General features: G+C 65.0%; 26 protein-coding genes. 15 read left to right on the forward strand and 11 right to left on the reverse strand.

The window, feature by feature from the left end:
• Positions 1-76: 76 nt before the first annotated feature.
• From LK539_RS05980 to LK539_RS06005, 6 genes are all read left to right on the forward strand, one after another.
• Positions 77-787, forward strand: coding sequence for an SURF1 family protein (locus LK539_RS05980; protein ID WP_307729089.1), 711 nt, complete (start codon positions 77-79; stop codon positions 785-787).
• A complete protein-coding gene (locus LK539_RS05985) occupies positions 756-1,373 on the forward strand; it encodes a cytochrome C oxidase subunit I (protein WP_227800002.1) in 618 nt (205 codons plus the stop codon). The genes LK539_RS05980 and LK539_RS05985 overlap by 32 nt, the downstream gene beginning before the upstream one ends.
• Before the next feature lie 52 nt (positions 1,374-1,425).
• Positions 1,426-2,562, forward strand: a complete 1,137-nt coding sequence (locus LK539_RS05990; protein WP_227800003.1) for a heme A synthase — start codon at positions 1,426-1,428, stop codon at positions 2,560-2,562.
• 68 nt (positions 2,563-2,630) lie between these two features.
• Positions 2,631-3,524 carry a heme o synthase gene (gene cyoE, locus LK539_RS05995; RefSeq protein WP_227800555.1) on the forward strand — a complete coding sequence of 298 codons (894 nt, stop codon included), beginning with the start codon at positions 2,631-2,633 and terminating at the stop codon, positions 3,522-3,524.
• A 3-nt stretch (positions 3,525-3,527) separates the two neighbouring features.
• Entirely contained in the window at positions 3,528-4,118 is a 591-nt protein-coding gene (locus tag LK539_RS06000) for an SCO family protein (RefSeq protein WP_227800004.1), read from the forward strand.
• 193 nt (positions 4,119-4,311) lie between these two features.
• Positions 4,312-5,433, forward strand: a complete 1,122-nt coding sequence (locus tag LK539_RS06005; protein ID WP_227800005.1) for an AI-2E family transporter — start codon at positions 4,312-4,314, stop codon at positions 5,431-5,433.
• On the opposite strand, the gene LK539_RS06010 is transcribed toward LK539_RS06005, so the two are convergent.
• Positions 5,388-5,624, reverse strand: a complete 237-nt coding sequence (locus LK539_RS06010) for a helix-turn-helix transcriptional regulator (protein WP_227800006.1) — start codon at positions 5,622-5,624, stop codon at positions 5,388-5,390. The two genes, LK539_RS06005 and LK539_RS06010, sit on opposite strands and share 46 nt — an antisense overlap.
• On the reverse strand, positions 5,624-6,178 hold the full coding sequence (locus LK539_RS06015) for a DUF2975 domain-containing protein (protein WP_227800007.1): 555 nt from the start codon (positions 6,176-6,178) through the stop codon (positions 5,624-5,626). Before LK539_RS06015 ends, LK539_RS06010 begins: the two co-directional genes overlap by 1 nt.
• Positions 6,179-6,303: 125 nt before the next feature.
• Between LK539_RS06015 and LK539_RS06020 the strand changes: the two genes are divergently transcribed.
• The 3 genes from LK539_RS06020 to map all read left to right on the forward strand — a co-directional run bounded on the left by LK539_RS06020 (position 6,304) and on the right by map (position 8,141).
• Positions 6,304-7,062, forward strand: coding sequence for an alpha/beta hydrolase (locus tag LK539_RS06020; protein ID WP_227800008.1), 759 nt, complete (start codon positions 6,304-6,306; stop codon positions 7,060-7,062).
• Between the two features lie 72 nt (positions 7,063-7,134).
• Positions 7,135-7,377: a ParD-like family protein gene (locus LK539_RS06025; RefSeq protein ID WP_227800556.1), complete on the forward strand. Its 243-nt coding sequence runs from the start codon at positions 7,135-7,137 to the stop codon at positions 7,375-7,377.
• On the forward strand, positions 7,374-8,141 hold the full coding sequence (gene map / locus LK539_RS06030) for a type I methionyl aminopeptidase (protein ID WP_227800009.1): 768 nt from the start codon (positions 7,374-7,376) through the stop codon (positions 8,139-8,141). The genes LK539_RS06025 and map overlap by 4 nt, the downstream gene beginning before the upstream one ends.
• An 18-nt stretch (positions 8,142-8,159) precedes the next feature.
• Here map and LK539_RS06035 read toward each other — a convergent pair whose 3' ends face one another.
• The 8 genes from LK539_RS06035 to LK539_RS06070 form a co-directional block, all read right to left on the reverse strand.
• Positions 8,160-8,915 (reverse strand): TerC family protein, encoded by a 756-nt coding sequence (locus LK539_RS06035; RefSeq protein WP_227800010.1) that lies wholly within the window; start codon positions 8,913-8,915, stop codon positions 8,160-8,162.
• Positions 8,916-9,000: 85 nt separating this feature from the next.
• The gene (locus LK539_RS06040; protein ID WP_227800011.1) at positions 9,001-9,579 is read right to left on the reverse strand and encodes a hypothetical protein; all 579 of its coding nucleotides are present in this window, start codon (positions 9,577-9,579) and stop codon (positions 9,001-9,003) included.
• 15 nt (positions 9,580-9,594) lie between these two features.
• A complete protein-coding gene (locus tag LK539_RS06045; RefSeq protein ID WP_227800012.1) occupies positions 9,595-10,017 on the reverse strand; it encodes an HIT family protein in 423 nt (140 codons plus the stop codon).
• Between the two features lie 9 nt (positions 10,018-10,026).
• Positions 10,027-10,242: a hypothetical protein gene (locus LK539_RS06050; RefSeq protein WP_227800013.1), complete on the reverse strand. Its 216-nt coding sequence runs from the start codon at positions 10,240-10,242 to the stop codon at positions 10,027-10,029.
• An 88-nt stretch (positions 10,243-10,330) separates the two neighbouring features.
• Positions 10,331-11,896: an ATP-binding protein gene (locus LK539_RS06055; RefSeq protein ID WP_227800014.1), complete on the reverse strand. Its 1,566-nt coding sequence runs from the start codon at positions 11,894-11,896 to the stop codon at positions 10,331-10,333.
• A 3-nt stretch (positions 11,897-11,899) separates the two neighbouring features.
• On the reverse strand, positions 11,900-12,703 hold the full coding sequence (locus LK539_RS06060; protein WP_227800015.1) for an alpha/beta fold hydrolase: 804 nt from the start codon (positions 12,701-12,703) through the stop codon (positions 11,900-11,902).
• Positions 12,704-12,810: 107 nt separating this feature from the next.
• The gene (locus LK539_RS06065) at positions 12,811-14,157 is read right to left on the reverse strand and encodes a hemolysin family protein (protein ID WP_227800016.1); all 1,347 of its coding nucleotides are present in this window, start codon (positions 14,155-14,157) and stop codon (positions 12,811-12,813) included.
• 60 nt (positions 14,158-14,217) lie between these two features.
• The gene (locus LK539_RS06070; protein ID WP_227800017.1) at positions 14,218-15,126 is read right to left on the reverse strand and encodes a LysR family transcriptional regulator; all 909 of its coding nucleotides are present in this window, start codon (positions 15,124-15,126) and stop codon (positions 14,218-14,220) included.
• 132 nt (positions 15,127-15,258) lie between these two features.
• Here LK539_RS06070 and LK539_RS06075 point away from each other — a divergent pair, with 132 nt between their 5' ends.
• The 4 genes from LK539_RS06075 to LK539_RS06090 all read left to right on the forward strand — a co-directional run bounded on the left by LK539_RS06075 (position 15,259) and on the right by LK539_RS06090 (position 18,477).
• Positions 15,259-16,305 carry a DUF475 domain-containing protein gene (locus LK539_RS06075; RefSeq protein WP_227800018.1) on the forward strand — a complete coding sequence of 349 codons (1,047 nt, stop codon included), beginning with the start codon at positions 15,259-15,261 and terminating at the stop codon, positions 16,303-16,305.
• A gap of 234 nt (positions 16,306-16,539) precedes the next feature.
• Positions 16,540-17,115: a TerD family protein gene (locus LK539_RS06080; protein WP_227800019.1), complete on the forward strand. Its 576-nt coding sequence runs from the start codon at positions 16,540-16,542 to the stop codon at positions 17,113-17,115.
• A gap of 54 nt (positions 17,116-17,169) precedes the next feature.
• Positions 17,170-17,865, forward strand: a complete 696-nt coding sequence (locus LK539_RS06085; RefSeq protein ID WP_227800020.1) for a TIGR00266 family protein — start codon at positions 17,170-17,172, stop codon at positions 17,863-17,865.
• A 27-nt stretch (positions 17,866-17,892) separates the two neighbouring features.
• The gene (locus LK539_RS06090) at positions 17,893-18,477 is read left to right on the forward strand and encodes a TerD family protein (protein ID WP_227800021.1); all 585 of its coding nucleotides are present in this window, start codon (positions 17,893-17,895) and stop codon (positions 18,475-18,477) included.
• A gap of 145 nt (positions 18,478-18,622) precedes the next feature.
• Here LK539_RS06090 and LK539_RS06095 read toward each other — a convergent pair whose 3' ends face one another.
• Positions 18,623-20,509 (reverse strand): ATP-binding protein, encoded by a 1,887-nt coding sequence (locus LK539_RS06095; protein ID WP_227800022.1) that lies wholly within the window; start codon positions 20,507-20,509, stop codon positions 18,623-18,625.
• A gap of 199 nt (positions 20,510-20,708) precedes the next feature.
• Between LK539_RS06095 and LK539_RS06100 the strand changes: the two genes are divergently transcribed.
• Both LK539_RS06100 and LK539_RS06105 read left to right on the forward strand, forming a co-directional pair.
• Complete coding sequence (locus LK539_RS06100) at positions 20,709-21,107, forward strand: GntR family transcriptional regulator (protein ID WP_227800023.1); 399 nt, start codon at positions 20,709-20,711, stop codon at positions 21,105-21,107.
• Positions 21,104-21,853 carry an ATP-binding cassette domain-containing protein gene (locus tag LK539_RS06105; protein ID WP_227800024.1) on the forward strand — a complete coding sequence of 250 codons (750 nt, stop codon included), beginning with the start codon at positions 21,104-21,106 and terminating at the stop codon, positions 21,851-21,853. Before LK539_RS06100 ends, LK539_RS06105 begins: the two co-directional genes overlap by 4 nt.
• The last annotated feature ends 67 nt before the right edge of the window (positions 21,854-21,920 follow it).

Consider the following 21,920-nt stretch of genomic DNA (forward strand, 5'->3'; position numbering starts at 1 on the left):
AAGTTGAGGCTTCATTGTAATGCGCTTCCCCTTCCATTTTCGCCCCATTCCATTCATCGCCGCCTTGGTCCTTGCCTTGCTGGGTATTGCACTGGGTAACTGGCAGCAGGGCAGGGCCGCGCAGAAACTGGCTGTACAGGAAAAGCTTGCCGCACGGGCCGCCGAAGCACCGGTGGCGCTCGGCCCCAGCCTCACCCCGCCGAGCGCGCTGGAATACCGCCGCGTCACCGTTACCGGCGAGTTCGTGGCCGACTGGCCGCTGTTCCTGGCCAACCGCCCGATGGCCGGCCGGCCTGGCTACTATCTCGTGATGCCGTTTAAAATCGCCGGGTCGCACACACATGTGCTGGTGATGCGCGGCTGGCTGCCGCGCGAAGCGGAATACGGCAAGCTGCCGGCCTATTCGACCCCCGCCGGCACCGTGCGTATCGAAGGCATCGTCATGGCCTCGGCAGGACACGTGATGGACCTGGGCGCCGCCGCGCCGCTGGCGCCCAGGGCCATCGTCCAAAACATCGAGCCGCAGGCGGCGGCCAGGGCGACTGGCCTGACGCTGCAGCCATTCTTCGTGCAGCAGACCGGCCCGGACCAGCCGGGCGACAGCCTGCTGCGCGTGTGGCCTTCGCCCTCGAGCGGGATCGACAAGCACCGCGGCTACGCCTTCCAGTGGTATGCGCTGGCGGCGATGGCGCTGCTCTTTTTTGTGATAACAGGATTCCGAAGTGGATCAAAACAACGTGATGCAGGAAAACGTAATGCAGAAACAAGCGACGCAGGCAGCCACTGATCCGGTCAAGGCGCGCCGCTCGGGGCGCTGGAAACTGTTTGCCGTGCTGATGGTCTGCGCGTCGCCGCTGATCCTGTCCTACCTGACGTATTACGTCATCAAGCCCAGCGGCCGCACCAACTACGGCGCCCTGATCGACCCGCGCACCCGGCCGATTCCGGCCATGGCCACGGCCACGCTCGACGGCCGCCCGGAAAAGCTGGAGCAGTATGCGGGCAAGTGGATCATGCTGAAGGTGGGCGGCGGCGAATGCCTGGAGGCTTGCCAGAAACAGCTGTTCGCGATGCGCCAGTGGCGCCTGATGCAGGGCAAGAACATGGATCGCATGGAGCGCGTCTGGCTGGTGACGGACAATCAGCCGCTCGACACCATGACGATCCGTAACTACGACGGCATGCACCTGCTGCGCGCGCCCCAGGACACCGTGACCAAGTGGCTGCCGGCCGAGCAGGGCACCACGCCTGCCGACCACATCTACCTGATCGACCCCCTGGGCAATCTGATGATGCGCTTCCCGGCCAATCCGGACCCGCGCAAGGTCTACAAGGACATCGCCAAGCTGCTCAAGGCATCGGCGATCGGCTGACCGGCCGTCGTAGCGACGGCCCGACGTATCAACACACAAGCCTTACTCAACAATGGAAGCTTCCTCCCTGCTGCAACTGGCCCTGATGGGCCTGCTGGTGGCCATCCTGCCGCTGTCGATGGTCTGGATGTCTTCGGACCCGAACAAATTCCGCAAGCTGGTCTGGGTCGCGGTCTTCCTGACCTTCGACCTGATCGTGTTCGGCGGCTTCACCCGCCTGACCGACTCGGGCCTGGGCTGCCCGGACTGGCCGGGCTGCTATGGCATGGCCAACCCCTTCCTGGCGCACGAGCAGATCGCGGCGGCCGAGGCCCTGATGCCGACTGGCCCGGTCACCAGGGTCAAGGCCTGGATCGAGATGATCCACCGCTACCTGGCGATGGGCATCGGCGTGATCATCATGGCCCTCTTGATCACTGCGATCGTCCAGTGGCGCAAGACGAAGGTGCAGGCCTTCAAGCCGGGCATCCCGCTGGCGCTGTTCGTGTTCGTCTGCATCCAGGGCGCCTTCGGCGCCTGGACCGTCACCCTCAAGCTGCAGCCGGTGATCGTCACCATCCACCTGCTGCTGGGCATGGGCCTGCTGGCGCTGCTTGCCTGGCTCGGCGGGCGCGAAGACTTCCTGATGCATCCGCCGCCGCCGAGCAGCGACCGTCAAAACGACAGCGCCGGGCTGCGTGGCATCCGCACGCTTGCCATCCTGGCCGCCGTGGTCGTCACGGCGCAGATCGCGCTGGGCGGGTGGGTGAGCACTAACTATGCCACCCTGGCCTGCGATGAATTCCCGCTGTGCGACGGCCGTGTGGTGCCGGAGATGGACTTCGAGCATGGCTTCCACCTGTGGCGCGAGCTGGGCAAGACGGCAGCCGGCCACTACCTGCCGTTCTCGGCCCTGGTAGCGATCCACTGGGTGCACCGCAACTTCGCCATCGTCGTCGTCGCCGTGCTCGGTCTGCTGATCTGGCGCGCTCGACGCCACGCCTGGCTGGCAAAACACGCGCGCTGGCTGGCCATTGTGCTGTTCGTGCAACTGCTGACCGGGATCGCCACCGTCTACCTCGACTTCCCACTCGCCATTGCCGTAATGCATAACGCGGGGGCGGCCCTGCTGGTCCTGCTGGTGGCCATGTTAAACTACCGGGTAAAGCAGCAAATCGACGTAAATCGCCTGAACCCGGCCGCGAGATGAAGCGCGCGATGCAAGGCGTGATGACCAGCGCGGCGCCGCCGCGCTCCGAGCCAGCCAGCACCCCATTGATGACGACCCAGACCGCCCTCCACAAACCCCCGAGCCGCGTTTCCCAGTATTGGGCCCTGACCAAGCCACGGGTGACGCAACTGGCCGTGTTCTGCGCGGTGATCGGGATGTTCCTCGCCACCGACGGTTTCCCCGGCTGGCAGGTGCTGGTCGCCGGCACCGCCGGCATCTGGCTGCTGGCCGGCGCCGCCTTTGCCGTGAACTGCCTGGTGGAGGCCGAGATTGACGCGCGCATGGCGCGCACGGCCCGGCGCGCCACCGCGATGGGCGAGCTCACCAGCACCCAGACGATCATCTTCTCGGCGATCATCGGCGGGCTCGGGATGTATATCCTGTATGCCTTCGTCAATCCGCTCACCATGTGGCTGACCTTCGTGACCTTTGTCGGTTATGCCTTCATCTACACCATGCTGCTCAAGCCGGCCACGCCGCAGAACATCGTGATCGGCGGCCTGTCGGGCGCCATGCCGCCGGCCCTGGGCTGGGCGGCCGTCGCCAACGACGTGCCGATGCAGGCCTGGCTGCTGGTGCTCATCATCTTCGTCTGGACCCCGCCGCACTTCTGGGTGCTGGCCATGTACCGCCGCGAGGACTACGCCCGTTCCGGCCTGCCGATGCTGCCGATCACCCACGGCATGCAGTACACCGGCCTGCAGGTGTGGCTGTACACGATCGCGCTGGCCGCGACCACCTTGCTGCCTTTCGCCGTCGGCATGAGCGGGTTGATCTACCTGGCCGCCGCCGTCGTGCTCAACGTCATCTTCCTGCGCCATTCCTGGCGCGTGCATAAGAACTACAGCGACATGGCCGCACGCAACGCTTTTACCTGGTCGATCGTGTACCTGTCCCTGCTGTTCGCCGCACTGCTGGTGGACCACTATTTCAAGTTCTGAGCCATGAAAAAACTGCTGAGCGCGCTGATTCTGGGCGCGGCGGTGCTGGCCGCCGGCTGCGACAAGCTGTCGACCAAGGCCCCCGCCTTCAATAACACCGATATCACCGGCCTCGATTACGCCAAGGGCTTCTCGCTGACCGACCATACCGGCAAGCCGCGCACGCTGCAGGACTTCCGCGGCAAGGTGGTGCTGCTGTTCTTCGGCTACACGCAATGCCCGGACGTGTGCCCCACGACCATGGCCAAGATGGCCACCGTGATGAAGGACCTCGGCCCGTCGAGCAAAGACGTGCAGGTGCTGTTCGTCACGCTCGACCCGGAGCGCGACACCCAGGAACTGCTCGCCGCCTACGTGCCGGCCTTCCACCCCAGCTTTATCGGCCTGTACGGCAACCAGGAAGCCACCGCGCGCACGGCCAAGGAATTCAAGGTGTTCTACTCCAAGCGCCCCTCCGGCGACGATCCGAAGAACTACACGGTGGACCACATGACCGGCAGCTACGTGTTCGACCGCGAGGGCAGGGTACGCCTGCTGGTGCGCCACGAGAGCGAACCGGGTGCAATTGCCGCCGACCTGCGCCAGCTGCTGTAAATCTTTTGTAGGGTGGGCGGATTCCGCCCACGCGGTGATACGCGAGGGCTCCGCTTTCGTTCCGGATGATCTTGCTGCCATCGATCACCGCGTGGGCGGAGGATCCGCCCACCCTACGTCTGTAAGCCTTTCCTAAGTCATCCATATTTCGTCTGCTGCTATGATGGTGTAAACATCACGTGACAGGGACGGCATGGAACAACGACCAGGCAGGAACTACACCCGCATCGCCATTGTCGTTCTGCTGACGCTCGGCTGTCTCTGGGTCCTCAAGCCCTTCCTGGCCGCGATCCTGTTCGCGGCCTGCGTCGTGATCTCATCCTGGCCCCTCTACCTGCGCCTGCAGGACGCCATGCGCGGCCACCGTACGCTGGCGGCGCTGACCATGACGCTGTCGCTCACGCTGCTCATCATCATCCCGCTGGCCATGGTGGCCTATAACCTGGCCGACGACGTCGCCCACGGCTTCACCGACCTGCGCGCTGCCATCGAACACCGCGAGCTGATGCCGCCGCCCTGGGTGCGCGACATCCCGCTGGTGGGCGAGGCGGCCGATACCTATTTGCGCAAGCTGGTCGCCAGCCGCGAAGAAATGATCGCCCTGGCCCAGCGCATGCTGGAGCCGGCGCGGCGCTACCTGCTGGCCGGCGGCCTGATGCTGGGCACCGGCGTGGTCCAGCTCAGCCTGGCGGCATTCGTGAGCTTCTTCTTTTACCGCGACGGCAAGGCCCTGCTCGAGGTGGTGGCCGTGACCATGCGCCGCGTGATGGGCGAGGGCGCCGAATCGGTCTCGCATACCGTGAGCCAGACCGTGCGCGGCGTCATGTACGGCCTGCTCGGCACCGCGCTGGCGCAGGCGCTGGTGGCGGCAATTGGCTTCGCCATCGCCGGCGTGCCGGCGGTGCCGCTGCTGTCAGTGCTGATCTTCGTATCGTCCCTGATCCCGGTCGGTCCGCCCATCATCTGGGGCGGCGCGGCCTTCTGGCTGTTCATGCAGCACGAGACCGGCTGGGCAATCTTCATGGTGATCTGGGGCACGGTCCTGATTAGCGGCGTCGACAACATCGTGCGTCCGATGCTGATCAGCCGCGGCAGCAGCCTGCCTTTCCTGCTCACCCTGCTGGGCGTGCTAGGCGGGGTGATTGCCTTCGGCTTCGTCGGCATGTTCATCGGGCCGACCCTGCTGGCGGTGGGCTATTCCCTGATGACCGACTGGACCGGTACGCCCGACCGCGTCATCCGCCAGGACCCGGAGGCCCGGGACCAGCCCTACATGTCGGGGCCATCCTCGGAGACGGGGGCGCCAGGTTCGTAGCGGATGATGTCGCCAGGCTGGCAATCGAGCCGCTCGCAGATCTTCTCGAGCGTCGAAAAGCGGATCCCCTTCACCTTGCCCGATTTGAGCAGGCTGAGATTCTGTTCCGTGATGCCGACATAGGCCGCCAGCTCTTTCGACTTGATCTTGCGCTGGGCCAGCAGGACATCCAGGTGCAGCACGATTGCCATCAGACGAAGCCCTCGTTTTCCTCGGCGATCCGGCGCGCCTCGTGCATCAGGGAAGCGACCACGAAAAACAGCGTGCAGATCAGGAGCAGCGTCAGTTCTTCGGACGAGACGCCCACACTGAAAAATCCCTTGGCAGGATCGCCGAACCCATGGCGCCACACGAGCGTGCGCAGTACCGGCTCGACGATGCCCAGCGCCAGCGAAGCCAGCACGCAGCCGATGAAAGCCTTCATGTGGGCGACGGTGGACAGCGCGAACATCCGGCCTGCGGTGCAGGCCCTCAGCATGCGGTCCAGGCGCAGCAGGGCATAGCCGAGCAGCAGCAGTGCCGGCAGCGCGAGCAGGATGCCGGTCCAGCGCATCCCTTGGGTCAGTCCGGCGACCGCACCGGGCTCCATTCCGCGAGGATAGAACACGACGGAGACCGGGCCAAGCTGCGAGGCCTCGGGGAAGCACCACGACAGCAGGAAGTAGGCAAGCTGCAGCAGACCGAGCAGGGCTGCGAGAATACGGACAAGGAAGATGTAGGGCCTTGTTGACTTATCGTTAAACATTAATTTATTATCGTTTTATAGTAATTAATTAACCCATAACGATCAGTATAACAGGAGACATGATGCGTATTGGCTTGCTCGCAATAACGATTTTCGGCTGTGCTGTCCTGTCCGGATGCGCGCAGATGCGCATCACCGAACGTCATTTCATCCGGCCGGACCCGGCAGGCACGGTGATCCAGAAACGCTTTGCCGGCAATACCGTCAGCGAACTGGCGGTTCCCGCCCAGGATGGCGTGCAATTGCAGGGCATCCTTGCCGAACGGGCGCAGGCGCGCACCACCGTGCTCTACTTCGGCGGCAACATGTTCCACCTGGACCAGCATGCGGAGTCGCTGCTGGGGCTGCTCTCAAGCTGCGACACGAACATCGCCGTCTTCGATTACCGCGGCTACGGGCGCAGCAAGGGTGCACCGGATGTCGAGAACATGAAGGCCGATGCGCTTGCGGTGTTCGATGCCCTGAATACGCGTTATCCCGGCCGTGTCGTGGTCCATGGACAGTCGCTGGGAAGCTTCATGGCTGCCTATGTGGCGCAGGCGCGGCCGGTCCTGGGAGCGGTGCTGGAGACGACCGCAACCAGCGCGACCGAACTGGCCAGGTCGAAGATCCCCTGGTACGCGAAGCCTTTCGTGCAGATCGACATGCAAGCCTCCTTGCAGCAGGTCGACAATCGCACCGCCGCCAGCCGCATCACAGCGCCGACCCTGGTCGTTGCTGCGGGCAAGGACGACCAGACGCCGGCATGGATGGGGAAGCGGGTATTCGAGGCCATCCCGCACAAGAACAAACGCCTGCTGGTGCTCGATGAGGCGGGCCACAACAATGCCTTGCACAGCCAGGGCGCCATCGCATCGTACTGTAGCTTCGTGCAGGCCTTGTGAGCCGGACCCGGCTGCTTGCCACTTTGCCTGTTCAGTATATAATCCGTATATGGAATATATATGGAGTGTATGATGGGCATTGTAAATATTGACGACGAAGTGCATGACCAGATCCGCAAGGCGAGCAGCGTGTCCTGCCGTTCGATCAATGCGCAGGCGGCGTTCTGGATCAAGGTCGGCATGCTGTGCGAAATGAACCCGACGCTGAGCTTCAACGAGCTTGTCGCGCGCGAACTGAAGGCTGCCGGGGTCGCCCCGGAGAAGGTGAGGGTGGCCGGAGGCGTGCCTGAAGCAGTTAAGGTATCGGCCGCATGATCAAGCGTCCGGAAGAGATCGCGCTGATGGCCGAGTCGGGCCGGCTGCTGGCGCAGGTGTTCGCCTGGCTGGACCGCCAGCACCTCGCCGGCATGTCGACCATGCAGGTCAACGATATGGTCGACCGCTACATTGTCGAGGACTTGCAGGCGCGGCCTGCCAGCAAGGGCCAGTACGGCTACGCCTATGCGCTGAACGCCTCGCGCAACCAGGTGGTCTGCCACGGCGTGCCTTCAAACAGCGACATCCTGCAAAGCGGCGACATCGTCAATCTCGACATTACCCTCGAGAAGAACGGCTACATCGCCGACTCCAGCAAGACCTACCTGGTGGGCGAGGTGTCGCCGGCAGCCAGGAAGCTGGTCAAGACTACCTATGAAGCGATGTGGAAGGGCATCCGCGCCGTGCGTCCCGGCGCCCGGCTGGGCGACGTCGGCCATGCGATCGAGCGCCACGCGCGCAAGCATGGCTATTCCATTGTTCGGGAATACTGCGGCCACGGCATCGGCCGCGAGATGCACGAAGCGCCGCAGGTCCTGCACTGGGGGCAGCCCCGGACCGGCCTGGTGCTGCGCGAAGGCATGACCTTCACCATCGAGCCGATGCTCAACCAGGGACGCCATGCCGTACGTACCGAAGACGATGGCTGGACGGTGGTCACCGTCGACGGGCAACTGTCGGCCCAGTTCGAACACACGGTCGCCGTGACGCGCAGCGGCGTCAAGGTGCTGACCTTGCGGCCCGGGGAAACGGTGCCGGCTTGAAGCCGGCACCGTCCCCTGTCAGATCCGCGGCGGCAAGGCCTTGCGCTTGGCGCGGGCACGGATATTGAGGCCCTCCACCACCAGCGAGAAAGCCATGGCCGCGTAGATGTAGCCTTTCGGGATGTCGGCCTCGAAGGCTTCCGCCGTGAGCGCCATGCCGACCATCACCAGGAAGGCCAGGGCCAGCACTTTCACCGAGGGATGGCGGTCGACGAATTCGCCGATCGGCTTGGCCGCCACCAGCATCACCAGCACGGAAAAGATCACGGCCGCCACCATGACGGCGATGTGGTCCACCATGCCGACCGCGGTGATGACCGAATCGAGCGAGAACACGATGTCGATCACGGCGATCTGGCCGATGATGCTCCAGAACAGCTTGTTGGTCGCCGCGGCCGCGGCGGCAGTGCCGGCCACGTCCTGCGGCCCGGCCGCGTCCTTGGCTTCCACCTCCACGAAGATCTCGTGCGAGGCCTTGTAGAGCAGGAACAGGCCGCCGAACAGCAGCACCAGGTCGCGTCCGCTGATCCCCTGGCCGAACACATTGAAGAGATCTGCTGTCAAGCCCATCACCCAGCTCAGCGAGAACAGCAGCAGCAGGCGCGACACCATGGCGAAGCCCAGGCCCAGGCGCCTTGCCTTGTCCCGCATTTCCGGCGGGAGGCGGCCGACGAGAATCGAAATGAAGATGATGTTGTCGACCCCGAGGACGATCTCGAGGGCGCTCAGCATCAGGAAGGCAATCCAGACGTTCGGGTCGGCTAGCAGTTCCATTATCGCTCCCTTATGAAAAATGCCATGGTAGCAGCCTGCGACACAATGACGTTCTCGGTGTGAGTGCGGGATCGGCCCGTACGCCCTAAGCGGATGAAACGAGGTTGAAAGCCAAGCCGGTCATGCCGCCTGACAGCAAGCCGACAACGACTTCTTGTCGCGTATGACGGCCAAGGACGAGACGCGACCAGGACACGGCCAATGCGAGAAGCAGGACAACGGTAGTGCTGGCCATATCAGGCCAAAGTAAAGCTGCTGCGAATATCGCAAAACTCGCATGAAGCGACACCTTTAGCCGATCGCGGCATAACCAGGCGAGTACGATCAGCAGGCCACAACAGGCGGTGCCCAGGACCATGCGCAGAGGCTGACCAGCTACCCACAGCACTGCTGCCACTCCGAGAAACAGCAGCAACAGCACCGTATGCAGCTGGCGGCGCTCTCGTGGCACGGATGCATCGACATGTCGCCAATGTCCGCTCCGTACCTGAATCCAGCTGTAGGTGACCACGCTGACACCCAGGAAGAGAGAGACAGGGATGAGCAGTGGAAGCGCAAGTTTGGATCCACTCTTCGTCAAGACACTCAATATGGCTGCGACCGGGGTGAGCAAGGCCGGGTGGCAGATGAGCGAAAGCGTCCGTGCAACAAGTGTCCGTCTCATGCAGTCTGCCGAGAATCAGGCCGGCAAGGCGGCAATGATCCGGGCCGCGATCTGGCGCAGTTGCTCGACATCCGCCGCTACAGCCGCATGCGGCTTGAGCATGGCCGCCTGTTCGCGCGGGATGACATGGAAGTGCACATGCGGCACAGTCTGGCCCGCTGCACTGCCATTGAGCTGGGCGACCATGACCCCCGGCGCCCCCATGGCGGCCTTGACCGCCGTCGCCACCTTTTTGGTGGTGCGGATGCAGGCAGCCGCCGCCTCGTCGGACAAGCCGAACAGCTCGGCCGCCGGCTCCTTCGGCAACACAAGCACGTGACCTTCCGCCTGCGGCATGATGTCCATGATGGCGAGCGTCAGCTCGTCTTCGTAGACCTTCACGCAAGGCAGCTCGCCGCGCAGGATGCGTGCGAACGGGTTGTTGTTGTCGTAGTCCATGGGTCGTCCTTATGTGCGCTCGTCCGGCCAGCACATCACGCTCAGCATCAGGGCAAAGAACAGCCAGAAGATGACCACGCTGACGATGCCGCCGGCGATGTAGAAAGCGGTCGGAAACGCGAGGCCGCTCAGCAGCGAAAAGCACTTGATGGCCGCAGTGGAGAAGCTCAGGGCGAAGGCGTAGAACGCCAGCTGGACGCGCAGGGGAAAATGGATGATCTTCACAGGTGCTGTAACAAGCGAAAACGGACCGGAAGTTCAGGATAGCACGCGCAGGCGCCCGAAAATGAGCACATTGTCACGCCGGGCAGCTTCAGCCGGCCGTGCCCGGCCCCAGCACGCTGCGCAGCCGCTCGAAGTCGATCGGCTTGGTCAGGTGATGGTCGAAACCGGCGTCGAAGGCGCGCTGGCGGTCCTTTTCCTGGCCCCAGCCGGTGGCCGCAATCAGGCGCATCTTGCGGCCGGTCTCGGTTTCGCGCAGGCGCCGCGCCAGCTCGTAGCCATTCAGGTCGGGCAGGCCGATGTCGAGCAGGGCGACTTCCGGTGCGAATTCCTGCGCCAGTTCGAGCGCCGCGCTGGCGCTGTGGGCGGCGCGCACTTCGCAGCCGAACAGTTCCAGCGCCATCAGCAGCATCTCGGCGGCGTCGGCATTGTCGTCCACCACCAGGATGCGCGCCGGGGGCGGCGTCGGCGCCGCGGTCGGTTCCGGCAGCGCTGCGTCGAATAGCAAGGGCAGGCGCACCGTGAAGCAGCTGCCCTTGCCTTCGCCCTCGCTGGCGGCGGCGATATGCCCGCCGTGCAGCTCGACGATGCCGCGCACCAGCGACAGCCCGATGCCCAGGCCGCCGCGCGAGCGCTCCAGGGCCGGCTCCAGCTGCGAGAACATGTCGAACACCGTTTGCAGGGCCTGCGGCGGCAGGCCGATGCCGTTGTCGCGCACCGCCAGCACCGCTTCGCCGTCCTCGATGGCGAGCGTGAGCGCGATGCGGCCGCCGTCCGGCGTGTACTTGGCGGCATTGGTCAGCAGGTTGACCAGCACCTGGTTGATGCGCGTCGGGTCGGCGTCGACCAGCACCGGCTGCGGCGGCAGCTCGACCTCGAGCCGGTGGTGCGCCTGTTCCATCAGGCCCGCGGTGTCGCACACGGCGGCACGGGCCAGCGCCGTCAGGTCGAGCGGCTCGCGCCGCAGTTCCATCTTGTCCTGGGTGATGCGCGAGACTTCCATCAGGTCGTCCACCAGGTGGGTCAGGTGGTGCAGCTGGCGGTCGAACACCGACAGCAGGCGCGCGTGGCCGCCGCCATCGGCCGGCAGGTGGCGCATCACCTCCAGCGCGCTGCGCAGCGGCGCCAGCGGGTTGCGCAGCTCGTGCGACAGCGTGGCCAGGAATTCGTCCTTGCGCCGGTCGGCCGCCGACAGCGCGGCGTTCAGCGACTGCAGCTGCAGTTCGGCGCCGCGGCGCGCTTCCAGCGCTTCCTCGGCGGCGCGACGCGCGTTGCGCAGCTCGCGCTCGTAGGACTGGCGTTCGGTGGCCATGAACAGGGCCCACTGGTCGCGCACCTGGCCGTCCACGATGCGGCGCACGATATTCACCAGCATCGGCAGGCGGGTGCCGTCGCGGTGGCGCAGGTCGATCTGCAGTTCCGCCACCGAGCCGCGCACCTGCAGCAGCGGTACGCAATGCGTGTGGTGGAACAGGCGCGCGCCCACGGTCATCAGGTCCTGGATGCGCACGATGCCCGCCAGCTCGGACAATTGAAAGCCGAGCCAGCCGCAGGCGGTGCCGTTGGCGCGCAGCAGCAGGCCGTCGGCGTCGGCCAGCAGCAGGCCGCAAGGGGCGTCATCGTACAGCGCGTCGGCGGGGATCGCGGCGCTATCCATGTTTCAGTCCAGGGTGGCGGCCAGGAACGCGTCGATCGCGCGCGTGCTGGCGGTGGGGGCGCTCATGTGCGGGCAGTGCCCGATGTTGTCGATCACATGGAGCTCGCAACGGGGCAGGTGACGGGCCAGGAAGTCGCCCGCGCTGCGCGGTGCGATCAGGTCCTCGCTGCATTGCAGGACCAGGGCCGGCGTCGTGGATGCCGGCACGTCGGCGCGGTGGTCGGACAGGAAGGTGACGCGCGCGAAGTGCTTGGCGATGTCGGGATCGTTGCGGCAGAAGCTGTCGGCGAGCTCCTCGCGCAGGGTGGGGCGGTTGGGCGCACCCATGATGGCAGGCGCCAGGCTGCTCGACCAGCCGAGGTAGTTCGCTTCCATCGTCTCGAGCAGTTCGTCGATGTCCTCGCGTTCGAAGCCGCCCACGTAACCGGGATGATTGATGTAGCAGGCGGATGGCGCCACCATGACCTGGGCAAGGAAACGCTCGGGAGCCTTGATGGTGGCCAGCATGCCGATCATCGCGCTCACCGAATGGCCGACCAGGATCACCGGGCCGGTGGCGCAGGTGTCGAGGATCTGGATCAGGTCGTCCGCGTACCCATGGAGGGTGGCATAGCGCGCGTGGTCATAGGCGGAGAGATCGGAGCGGCCGCTGCCGACCAGGTCATAGGTGATGACGCGGTAGCGCTCGCCGAAGGCGGGGGCCAGGTAGCGCCACATGGTCTGGTCGCAGCCGAAGCCGTGGGAGAACACCATGGTGGCCCCGCCGTTGCCGCTGACATGGACGTTGTTGCGGACTTGCACGGACATCTGCGCTCCTCGTGGTTGCTACCGCTGGGGAATCACGTCAATCCGCAGTATGCTCTATGAATATTGCAAACGCAACAACTTTGTGAGAACTTGATGCTGGAAACGTTTCAGTCGTGTTCGTCGTCCGCATCGATGCGTTCCAGCTTGGGGTAGACCTTCACCAGCAGGATGCGCGGTCCGTTCATCTTCTTGACCACGACGTCGAACTGCGGGAAGTCGATGCGCTGTCCCTGCTTGGGAATATCGCCCAGCTTGGCCATCAGGAGCCCGCCCACCGATTCGACGTCGTCCAGGCCCATCTCTTCGTTGTCGATGTCGATCCCGAGCAGGCGCTCGAGCGAGAAGATCGGCAGGCTGGCCTTGCCGATATACGTGCCGTCGGGCTGCGACATCCAGTCGTTCTCGTTCATGCGGAACTCGTCGCGGATCTCGCCGACCATCGCGCCCAGCAGGTTGTCGAGCGTGATGAAGCCGACCGGGCGCTTGCCCTTTTCGCCGATCAGGGCGAAGTGCGGGGCGCCGCTGCGGAAGCGCCGGAAGATGTCCTGGGCCGGCGTACGCGCCGAGATCGTCTCCACGGGGCGCAGGTGCTGGGTCAGATCAAGGATGGTGCGGCCGGCCTGCTGGGCGAAGAACAGGTCCTTCAGGTGAATCACGCCCAGCACTTCCTCGCCTTCCTCGTCGAAGTAGGGGTAGCGCGAGAAGCGGTTGCGGCGCACCGTCTCCATGTTTTCTTCCAGCGTGCGGCTGGCGTACAGCGCGCTCACCTCGTTGATCGGCCGCATCAGGTCGGAGACCGCCAGTTGGCTGAAGTCGAGCGACTGGGCCAGGATGTTGCGCTCGTCGTTGGTGAATTTTTCGCCCGGCGTGTTGGTGTTGCTGCGCAGGATCAGCTTCAGCTCGTCGGTGGAGTAGTGGGTCTCGTGGCTGCCGCTGCCGGCCAGGCCGGCGACGCGCAGCACCATGTTCGCGCTGGCGTTGAGCAGGGCGATCGCCGGGTACATGGCCCAGTAAAAGGCGTACAGCGGAATGGCGCACCACAGCGCCACCACTTCCGGAATGCGGATCGCCAGCGACTTGGGCGCCAGCTCGCCGACCACGATGTGCAGGAAGGAGATCACCGAGAAGGCGACCACGAAGGACACCCCGTGGATCAGTTCGGGCGAGGTCACGCCCAGCATGGCGAAGACGGGTTCGAGCAGGCTGGCGAAGGCCGGTTCGCCGACCCAGCCCAGGCCCAGCGAAGCGAGGGTGATGCCGAGCTGGCAGGCGGAGAGGTAGGCGTCGAGCTTGTCGTGGACCTTGCCGAGGATGCGTCCGCGCAGGCCGGAGGTCTTGGCGATGGCGCGAACGCGGGTCTTGCGCAACGTGACGATGCTGAATTCAGCCGCCACGTAGAAGCCGTTCAGCGCCACCAGGAACAGGGCGAGAACGACGAATAAAAAGTTTTCCATTGAAGCGATTAAGTTAAAAAATGGCAATAGCCGACACCCATTGTACCGCTCATGCCTGCCTTATGTGCCAGCGAGGACTCCCTGGTGAACCGCGGAGAGGATCGCTTCCACCGCCGGATGCTTGATCTTGCGCTCGTTCGAGATGGCATAGAAGTGTTCGCGCACCTGCGGCACCCGTCCGACCGGCAGCGCGCCGAACTGCTCCTCGACGTCGTGGACCAGGGCGGAGGGCGCGAAGAACAGGCCGAGCCCGCGCCGCCCGAAGGTGTTGAGCAGGGCGTTGTCCTCGAATTCGCCGACCACGTCGGGCCGCACGCCGGAGAGCTCGAACCATTCGTCGATCTTCCCGCGCAGGGCATTATTGCGGGTCGGTAGCAGGAACGGCGCGCCGTTCAGCGAGCGCGGGAAGTCCCCGCCCCAGTCCTTTACCAGGCTGGGCGCGCCCACCACAATGGTCTCGCTGTCGGAGAGCAGGTGGCTGAACACGCGCAGGGTGGTGCCGGAGCGCACCGCGCGGTCGGTCAGCACCACGTCCAGCTTGTGCAGGGCGAGGTCGGCCAGCAGCTCGTCGAATTCGCCCTCGTAGCACACCAGGCGCACCGGGCGCGGCAGCTGGGTGGCGATTTCCAGCAGTCGGTAGGCGGTCAGCTTGGGCAGCGAGTCCGAGATGCCGACCGTCAGGCGGGTGCGCGCGCTGTCGGATTCGGCCAGCGCTTCCTGCATTTGTTCTCCCAAAAGGAAGATCTGGTCGGCATAGGACAAGGCAAGGCGGCCCGCCTCGGTTAAATTGAGGCGCCGCCCCTGCTGGGTGAACAGGGCCTTGCCCATCGACTGTTCCAGCTGGGCCAGCTGGGTGCTGACGGTCTGGATCGCCAGTCCGAGGCGCTCGGCGGCGCGCGTGATGCTGCCTTCCTTGGCGACCACCCAGAAGTAGTAGAGGTGACGGAAATTCGGGGGACTATGGTTCATTGCTTCGGTTTTTATGAAGTAATTCTTCGAATATCTTCGCTTTTTTAAGACGCACACAAACTCTACACTGCGTCTGTCGTTTCAACAACAACGAAGTTTTATCGAAAATACTCAACAAGGGGAAAACCAAACATGAAGCACTTTACGTGGTCATTCATCGTGACCGCCGTCTGTATGGGCCTGGCAGGCTGGTGGGGATACGACCATGGCGGCGTCGCCGGCATGGTCACCGCGCTCGGCGTGACCGCCATCCTGTCGGTCATGGAAGTCTCGCTGTCGTTCGACAATGCGGTGGTGAACGCCTCGGTCCTGAAGGGCTGGAACGAGTTCTGGCTCAAGCTGTTCCTGGGCCTGGGCATGATCATTGCCGTGTTCGGCATGCGCCTGGTGTTCCCGCTGGTGATCGTCGCGGTCGCGGCCGACCTGGGCATGATGGACGTGTGGAACCTGGCGCTGACCAATCCGAAGGAGTTCTCGTCGCACCTGACCAACCACCACGCGGAAGTGGCGGCCTTCGGCGGCATGTTCCTGCTGCTGGTGTTCCTGAACTTCCTGCTGGATGACGAGAAGGAAGTCCACTGGCTGGGCAACATCGAGCGCAAGCTGGGTTCGCTGGGCAAGGTGTCCTCGATCTCGGTGCTGGTCGCGCTGGGCGCGCTGCTGTACTCGACCAGCTGGATCGCGGAAGCGCAGAAGATGATCGTGCTGGTCGCCGGCCTGTGGGGCATCCTGGTGTACATCGGCGTCGACATGATCTCCAGCCTGCTCGAGAAAAGCGAGTCGGACGAGAGCAGCGGCGTGGGCAACATGGTCAAGACCGGCGGTATCGGCGGCTTCCTGTACCTCGAAGTGCTCGACGCGTCGTTCAGCTTCGACGGCGTGATCGGCGCCTTCGCGATCACCCAGGACGTCGTGATCATCATGCTGGGCCTGGCGATCGGTGCGATGTTCGTGCGTTCGATGACGGTCTACCTGGTGCGCCAGGGCACGCTCGACGAATTCGTCTACCTGGAGCACGGCGCGCACTACGCGATCGGTATCCTGGCTGTGATCATGCTGGTCAGTATGCACATGCATGTGCCGGAGCTGATCACCGGCGGTGTGGGCCTGGCCTTCATCCTGGCTTCGCTGTGGAGCTCGATCAAGCACAAGCGGAAGCACGCGGCACTGCCTGCGTAAGCAGCGTAGGGTGGGCGGGGTCATTCCGGGCAATGCCCGGAATGACGAACGCCCACGCAGTGAAAGTAAGAGTTGAGTAGTAACGCATGCGCTGGTTGACCGCGTGGGCGGCATAGCCGCCCACCCTACAACGGCAATGCGGCGCAACGAACCGCGCGACGAGCGGCAGAACACCAGCTCGTCACGCGTGATACCCCGGTGTTCAAGCAGTACAACTTTAGGAGAGTCACAATCATGGCAATCAGTCTGCAAAAAGGCGGCAACGTCAACCTGTCGAAAGAAGCTCCTGGCCTGACCAATCTGAAGGTCGGCCTCGGTTGGGACACCCGCGCCACCGACGGCGCAGCGTTCGACCTCGACGGCGCGGTGTTCCTGCTCAATTCGCAGGGCAAGGTGCGTTCGGATAGCGACTTCATCTTCTACAACAATCTGAAGTCGGCGGACGGCTCGGTGGTCCACTCGGGCGACAACCGCACCGGCGAAGGCGAGGGCGACGACGAAACCGTGAACATCGACCTGTCCAAGGTGCCGGCCGACGTCGACAAGGTCGTGCTGGGCGTGACCATTCACGACGCCGAAGCACGCCGCCAGAATTTCGGCATGGTCGGCAAGGCCTTCATCCGCTGCGTCAACGGCGCCAACAACAGCGAGATCGCGCGCTACGACCTGTCGGAAGACAGCTCCACCGAAGCGGCGATGATCTTCGGCGAGGTGTATCGTAACGGCGCCGAATGGAAGTTCCGTGCCGTCGGCCAGGGCTTCAACGGCGGCCTCGGTCCGCTGGCCCGCAACTACGGCGTCAACGTTTAATCATTGCTCGCGGCCCGTGCACATGGCGCGGGCCGTCCACGAAAGGAAGTCCACATGCCAGTATTTACCGTGACCGGGGACGTCGATCCCTTCCTGCATGTCTCGATGCGACGCGGCGAAACCATCTATTGCGAATCGGATGCGATGGTGATGATGGAATCGACGCTCGACCTGAAGGGCAAGATGAAGGGTGGCCTCGGCAGCGCGCTGATGCGCACCTTTGCCAACGGCGAGTCCTTCTTCCAGCAGCACATCGAGGCGACCCGCGGCGACGGCGACTGCCTGCTGTCGCCGACCCTGCCGGGCGCGATGCAGACCATCGACTGCGGTCCGAACCAGTACATCATCAGCGACGGCGCCTTTGTCGCCGCCACCTCGGGCGTGGACCTGAAGGTCCGCACCCAGAGCCTGGGCAACGCCCTGTTCGCGCAGAGCGGCGGCTTCTTCGTCACCGAGACGACGGGCAGCGGTCAGGTGGTGGTGTCGGGCTTCGGTTCGATGTCGATGCTGGACGTCGAACCGGGCAAGGACGCGATCATCGACAACTCGCACGTGGTGTGCTGGGACAGCGGGCTGCGCTACGAGATCTCGGTCACGACCGGTCAGAACAGTGGCTTCCTGGGCAACCTGATCAACAGCCAGACCAGCGGCGAGGGCATGGTGCTCCGCTTCTCGGGCAAAGGCAAAGTCTACGTATGCTCGCGCAACCGGATGGCATTCAAGGCCTGGATGCAGGCCCCGGCGCGCTGAACGACGTCTAACTACTAGGAGAATGACATGGCAGTGAATCTGCAAAAGGGTCAAAAGATTTCGCTGGACAAGGAAGCCGGCGGTGCGCTGAGCCGGGTCACGATGGGCCTGGGCTGGGACGTGGCCAAGTCGAAGGGCTTCTTCGGCTTCGGCGGCGGCGCCGGCCAGCCGGTCGACCTGGACGCCTCGGTCGTGCTGTTCGACGAATCGAACCGTCCGGTCGACGTGGTCTGGTTCCGCCAGCTCAAGAGCAAGGACGGCAGCATTACCCACACCGGCGACAACCGCACCGGCGCGGGTGACGGCGACGACGAGCAGATCAGCGTCGACCTGTCGCGCGTCCCGGCCACCGTCAAGTCGCTGGTGTTCACCGTGAACAGCTTCACGGGCCAGAACTTCTCGACCGTGGAAAACGCCTACTGCCGCCTGATCAACGCCGGCAACAACCAGGAAGTGGCGCGCTTCAACCTGTCGGTGCAGGGCGCCCACACGGCCCAGATCATGGCCAAGCTGTACAAGCACAATGGCGAGTGGAAGATGCATGCGATCGGCGAGAACGGCTCCGGCCGTACTTTCGACGACCTGATGCCGCTGATCACGCCGCACCTGTGATGGTCGCTTGATGCACACGAAGAGCCGGGCTTGCCCGGCTCTTTTTTTGTAGGGTGGTCGGCTTCGCCGACCGCGCGTCCGACTGACGGATTCGGTTCGACAACTCTGCTTATGGTTGAACGCGCGGTCGGCAGAGCCGACCACCCTACGCTAGTGGAAGCCAGACCGTGAAGGTGCAGCCCTTGCCGCTGCCCTCGCTGTGCACCTGCACTTCGCCCCCGTGCAGCGCCACCATGGTGCGCACGAGCGCCAGCCCGATGCCCAGGCCACCCTGCGAGCGGTCGGGCGTGCGCTCGGCCTGGGTGAACAGGTCGAACACGTGGGGCAGCAGGGCGGCGTCGATGCCGATGCCGTTGTCGACCACGCACAGCTGTACGCGCGCGCCGTCGCGCGTTGCGCGCAGGTCGATGGTGCCGCTGTTCGGGGTGTACTTGGCGGCGTTGTTGAGCAGGTTGGTAATCACCTGCACCAGGCGCGTGGCGTCGCCCTCGACCTGCGCGCCGGCCAGTTCCGGCGCCACCTCGAGCGACAGCGCATGGCCGCGCGCAGCCACCAGGGGCCGCGACTGCTCCACCGCGCTGGCCACCACCGATTCGATGCCGACCAGGGTGCGGTCCAGCTTGATCAGGCCGCGCGTCACGCGCGACACGTCGAGCAGATCGTTCACCAGCGAGGTCATATGCCGCACCTGGCGCGTGATCACCTCGCTCGACGCGCGGATGCGTTCGGGATTGGCGGCGATCCGGAGTATCTCGGCGGCGGACGCGATCGGCGCCAGCGGGTTGCGCAGCTCGTGCGCCAGCATGGCGAGGAACTCGTCCTTGCGCCGGTCCTGCTCGCGCAGCGACCCGTACAGCTGGGCATTGGCGAAGCCGGTGGCAGCGATCGCCGCCAGCTGCACCAGGATGGCTTCATCCTGCTCGTCGAAGCTGCCATCGTGCTTGCCGGCGACCCGGATGCAGCCGATCCTGCGGCCCTTGCGGTCGACCAGCGGCACCGCCAGCGCGCCAGGGCCCGCGGGCGTGCAGTCGTCGCCCGCGTCGAGCGACACTTCGACCTGCGCGCATTCGAGGATGGCGCCGACTTCCTGCGCCAGCGCGTCCGCGATGTCCTCGCTGCGCAAGGCCGTGTGCAGCGTGCGCGCGGCGCTGGCCACCTTGGCCAGCAGCGCCGACTGGCGCTGCTCGCGTCCCAGGCGCTCGGCCAGGCCTTCCTGCTGCGTGACGCTGTCGTGGATGTCGCGGTTGGCGCCGACCCATTCGCGTACCGCGCCGTCAGGCCCGAGGATGGGAATGCCCTTGACCGCGGTCCAGCGGTACACGCCGTCGGCGCGGCGCAGCCGGTATTCGGTCTCGAACACGCTGTGCGTGGCCACGCAGGCGGCCCAGATCTCGGCCACGCGCGCGCGGTCGTCCGGATGCAGGGCATCCTGCCAGCCAAGGCCGCACCATTCCTCGTAACTCTGGCCGGTGAAGGCGCGCCAGGACGGCGAATCCTCGAGCACCCGGCCGTCCGCGGTATTGGTCCAGACGATCTGCGAGGTGGCCATGGCCAGGGTGCGGAAGCGCTCCTCGCGTTCGCGCAGCGCGGTCTCGGCTTCGACCCGCGCGCTGATGTCTTCGTGCATCAGCATGACTTCGACCACCCGGCCGGCGCCGTCCTTGATGGGATGGGCGCGCGCGGTGACCCAGCGCGCGCGGCCCGGCTGGCCCAGGGCCGCGGTGTCGTAATGGATGGCGGGGACTTCGACCGATTCGCCGGCCAGCGCGCGCGCCAGGTAGGCGCTGATGCCGCTCTCGACCAGTTGCGGGTCGCGCAGCACGTTGTACTCGCGGCTCAGCACGTAGCGTTTGAGCTCGCTGCCCTCGTAGATGTGCCAGAGCGCTTCCCAGGCCCGGTTGACCTGCACCGTATAGCCCTCCGGATCGAGGATCTGCAGGCTGACCGGGGCCTGCTCGAACAGCTCCCGGAAGCGCAGCTCGGGGTAGGCGTGGGGGGCGGCCGGGATGGCCGCATCTGGGCTGGAGGACATGATCTTGTTCTTGTTCGTGGGTGAAGCGCAAGCGGCAATGCAGCAAGGCCGGCGTGCGCATCATGTCACAGTTTTGTTGGCCGTGGGATATATACGCAGGGCATATTTTACGCCGATCGCTTGACAGGGAAGAGGCCCGGGGATAGTGTATTACTCAATTAATACACATATACGCAGACCCCATACACCCGGACCCGCGATGGCGACCCACACATCCCAGCTTTTTTCGATCACGCCCGGCTCGACCGAACCGATCTACCGCCAGCTCGTCGAGCAGGTACGGCGCCTGGTGGCCGGCGGCCAGATGGCGCCGGGCGACGAGCTGCCTTCGGTGCGCGAGGTCGCTTCGGCGCTGGCGGTCAACCCGATGACCGTCTCCAAGGCCTACAGCCTGCTCGAGACCGAGGGCCTGCTGGCGCGCCGGCGCGGCCTCGGCATGATCGTGGCCGAGCGTCCACGCAGCCTGCGCAGCGACGCAGAGCGCAGCGCGCTGCTGCGCCCGACCCTGGAACGCGCCGCGCGCGAGGCGCGCGAGCTCGAGCTGGATCCTGCCACCGTGCTTTCCCTTTTCACCCACATCCTGAAGGAACAATCGTGACTCCACCCATCATCCAGATGCGCGGCGTGGCCAAGCACTTCGGCAGCGCCATCGTCTTGAACGGCCTTGACTGGGAGATCCGGCAGGGGCAGGTGGTCGGCCTGCTGGGCCGTAACGGCGCCGGCAAGTCGACGCTGATGGAATGCCTGCTCGGCCTGCGCGAAACGGATGCGGGCAGCGTGCGCCTGTTCGGCGCGGACGTGGCGGCGCTGTCCGACGCCAACCGCGCCCGCATCGGCTACGTGCCGCAGAAACCGAACCTGTTCGAGTGGATGACGCCCTTGCAGATGCTGGACTACTTCAAGGCCATGTACCCGCGCTGGAACACGGTCAAGGTCGAGGCCCTGCTGGAGCGCTGGGGCTTCGACGCGCTGCTGCTGAACAAGCCGATCGGGCGCCTGTCGGGCGGCGAGCAGCAGCGCCTGTCGATCATCCGCGCGCTGGCGCACGACCCGGAACTGCTGGTGCTGGACGAGCCCGTGTCCGCGCTCGATCCGGCGGGACGACGCGCGTTTCTGTCCGAGCTGGTGGACGGCGTGATCGAGCGCGGCACCACGGTGCTGTTCTCGACCCACATCCTGACCGACCTGGAACGGGTGGCGCTGGACGTCGCCTTCCTCAAGGATGGCCGCATCGCGCTGCAGGGCCAGCTCGACGATCTGCTGGAAGGCGCGCGCAAAGTCACTGGCGGCGCCCGCGCCGAGCCGGTCAGCCTGGAAGACCTGTTCATCGAGGTGACCAAATGAAGGCGCGCCTGCGGGAGTACCGGATGCTGTGGCGGGCCGCGGTGACGCATGCGGAGCCGCGATCGAC

The sequence above is a fragment of the Massilia sp. IC2-476 genome (assembly GCF_020707295.1).
Classification (GTDB): Bacteria; Pseudomonadota; Gammaproteobacteria; order Burkholderiales; family Burkholderiaceae_D; genus Telluria.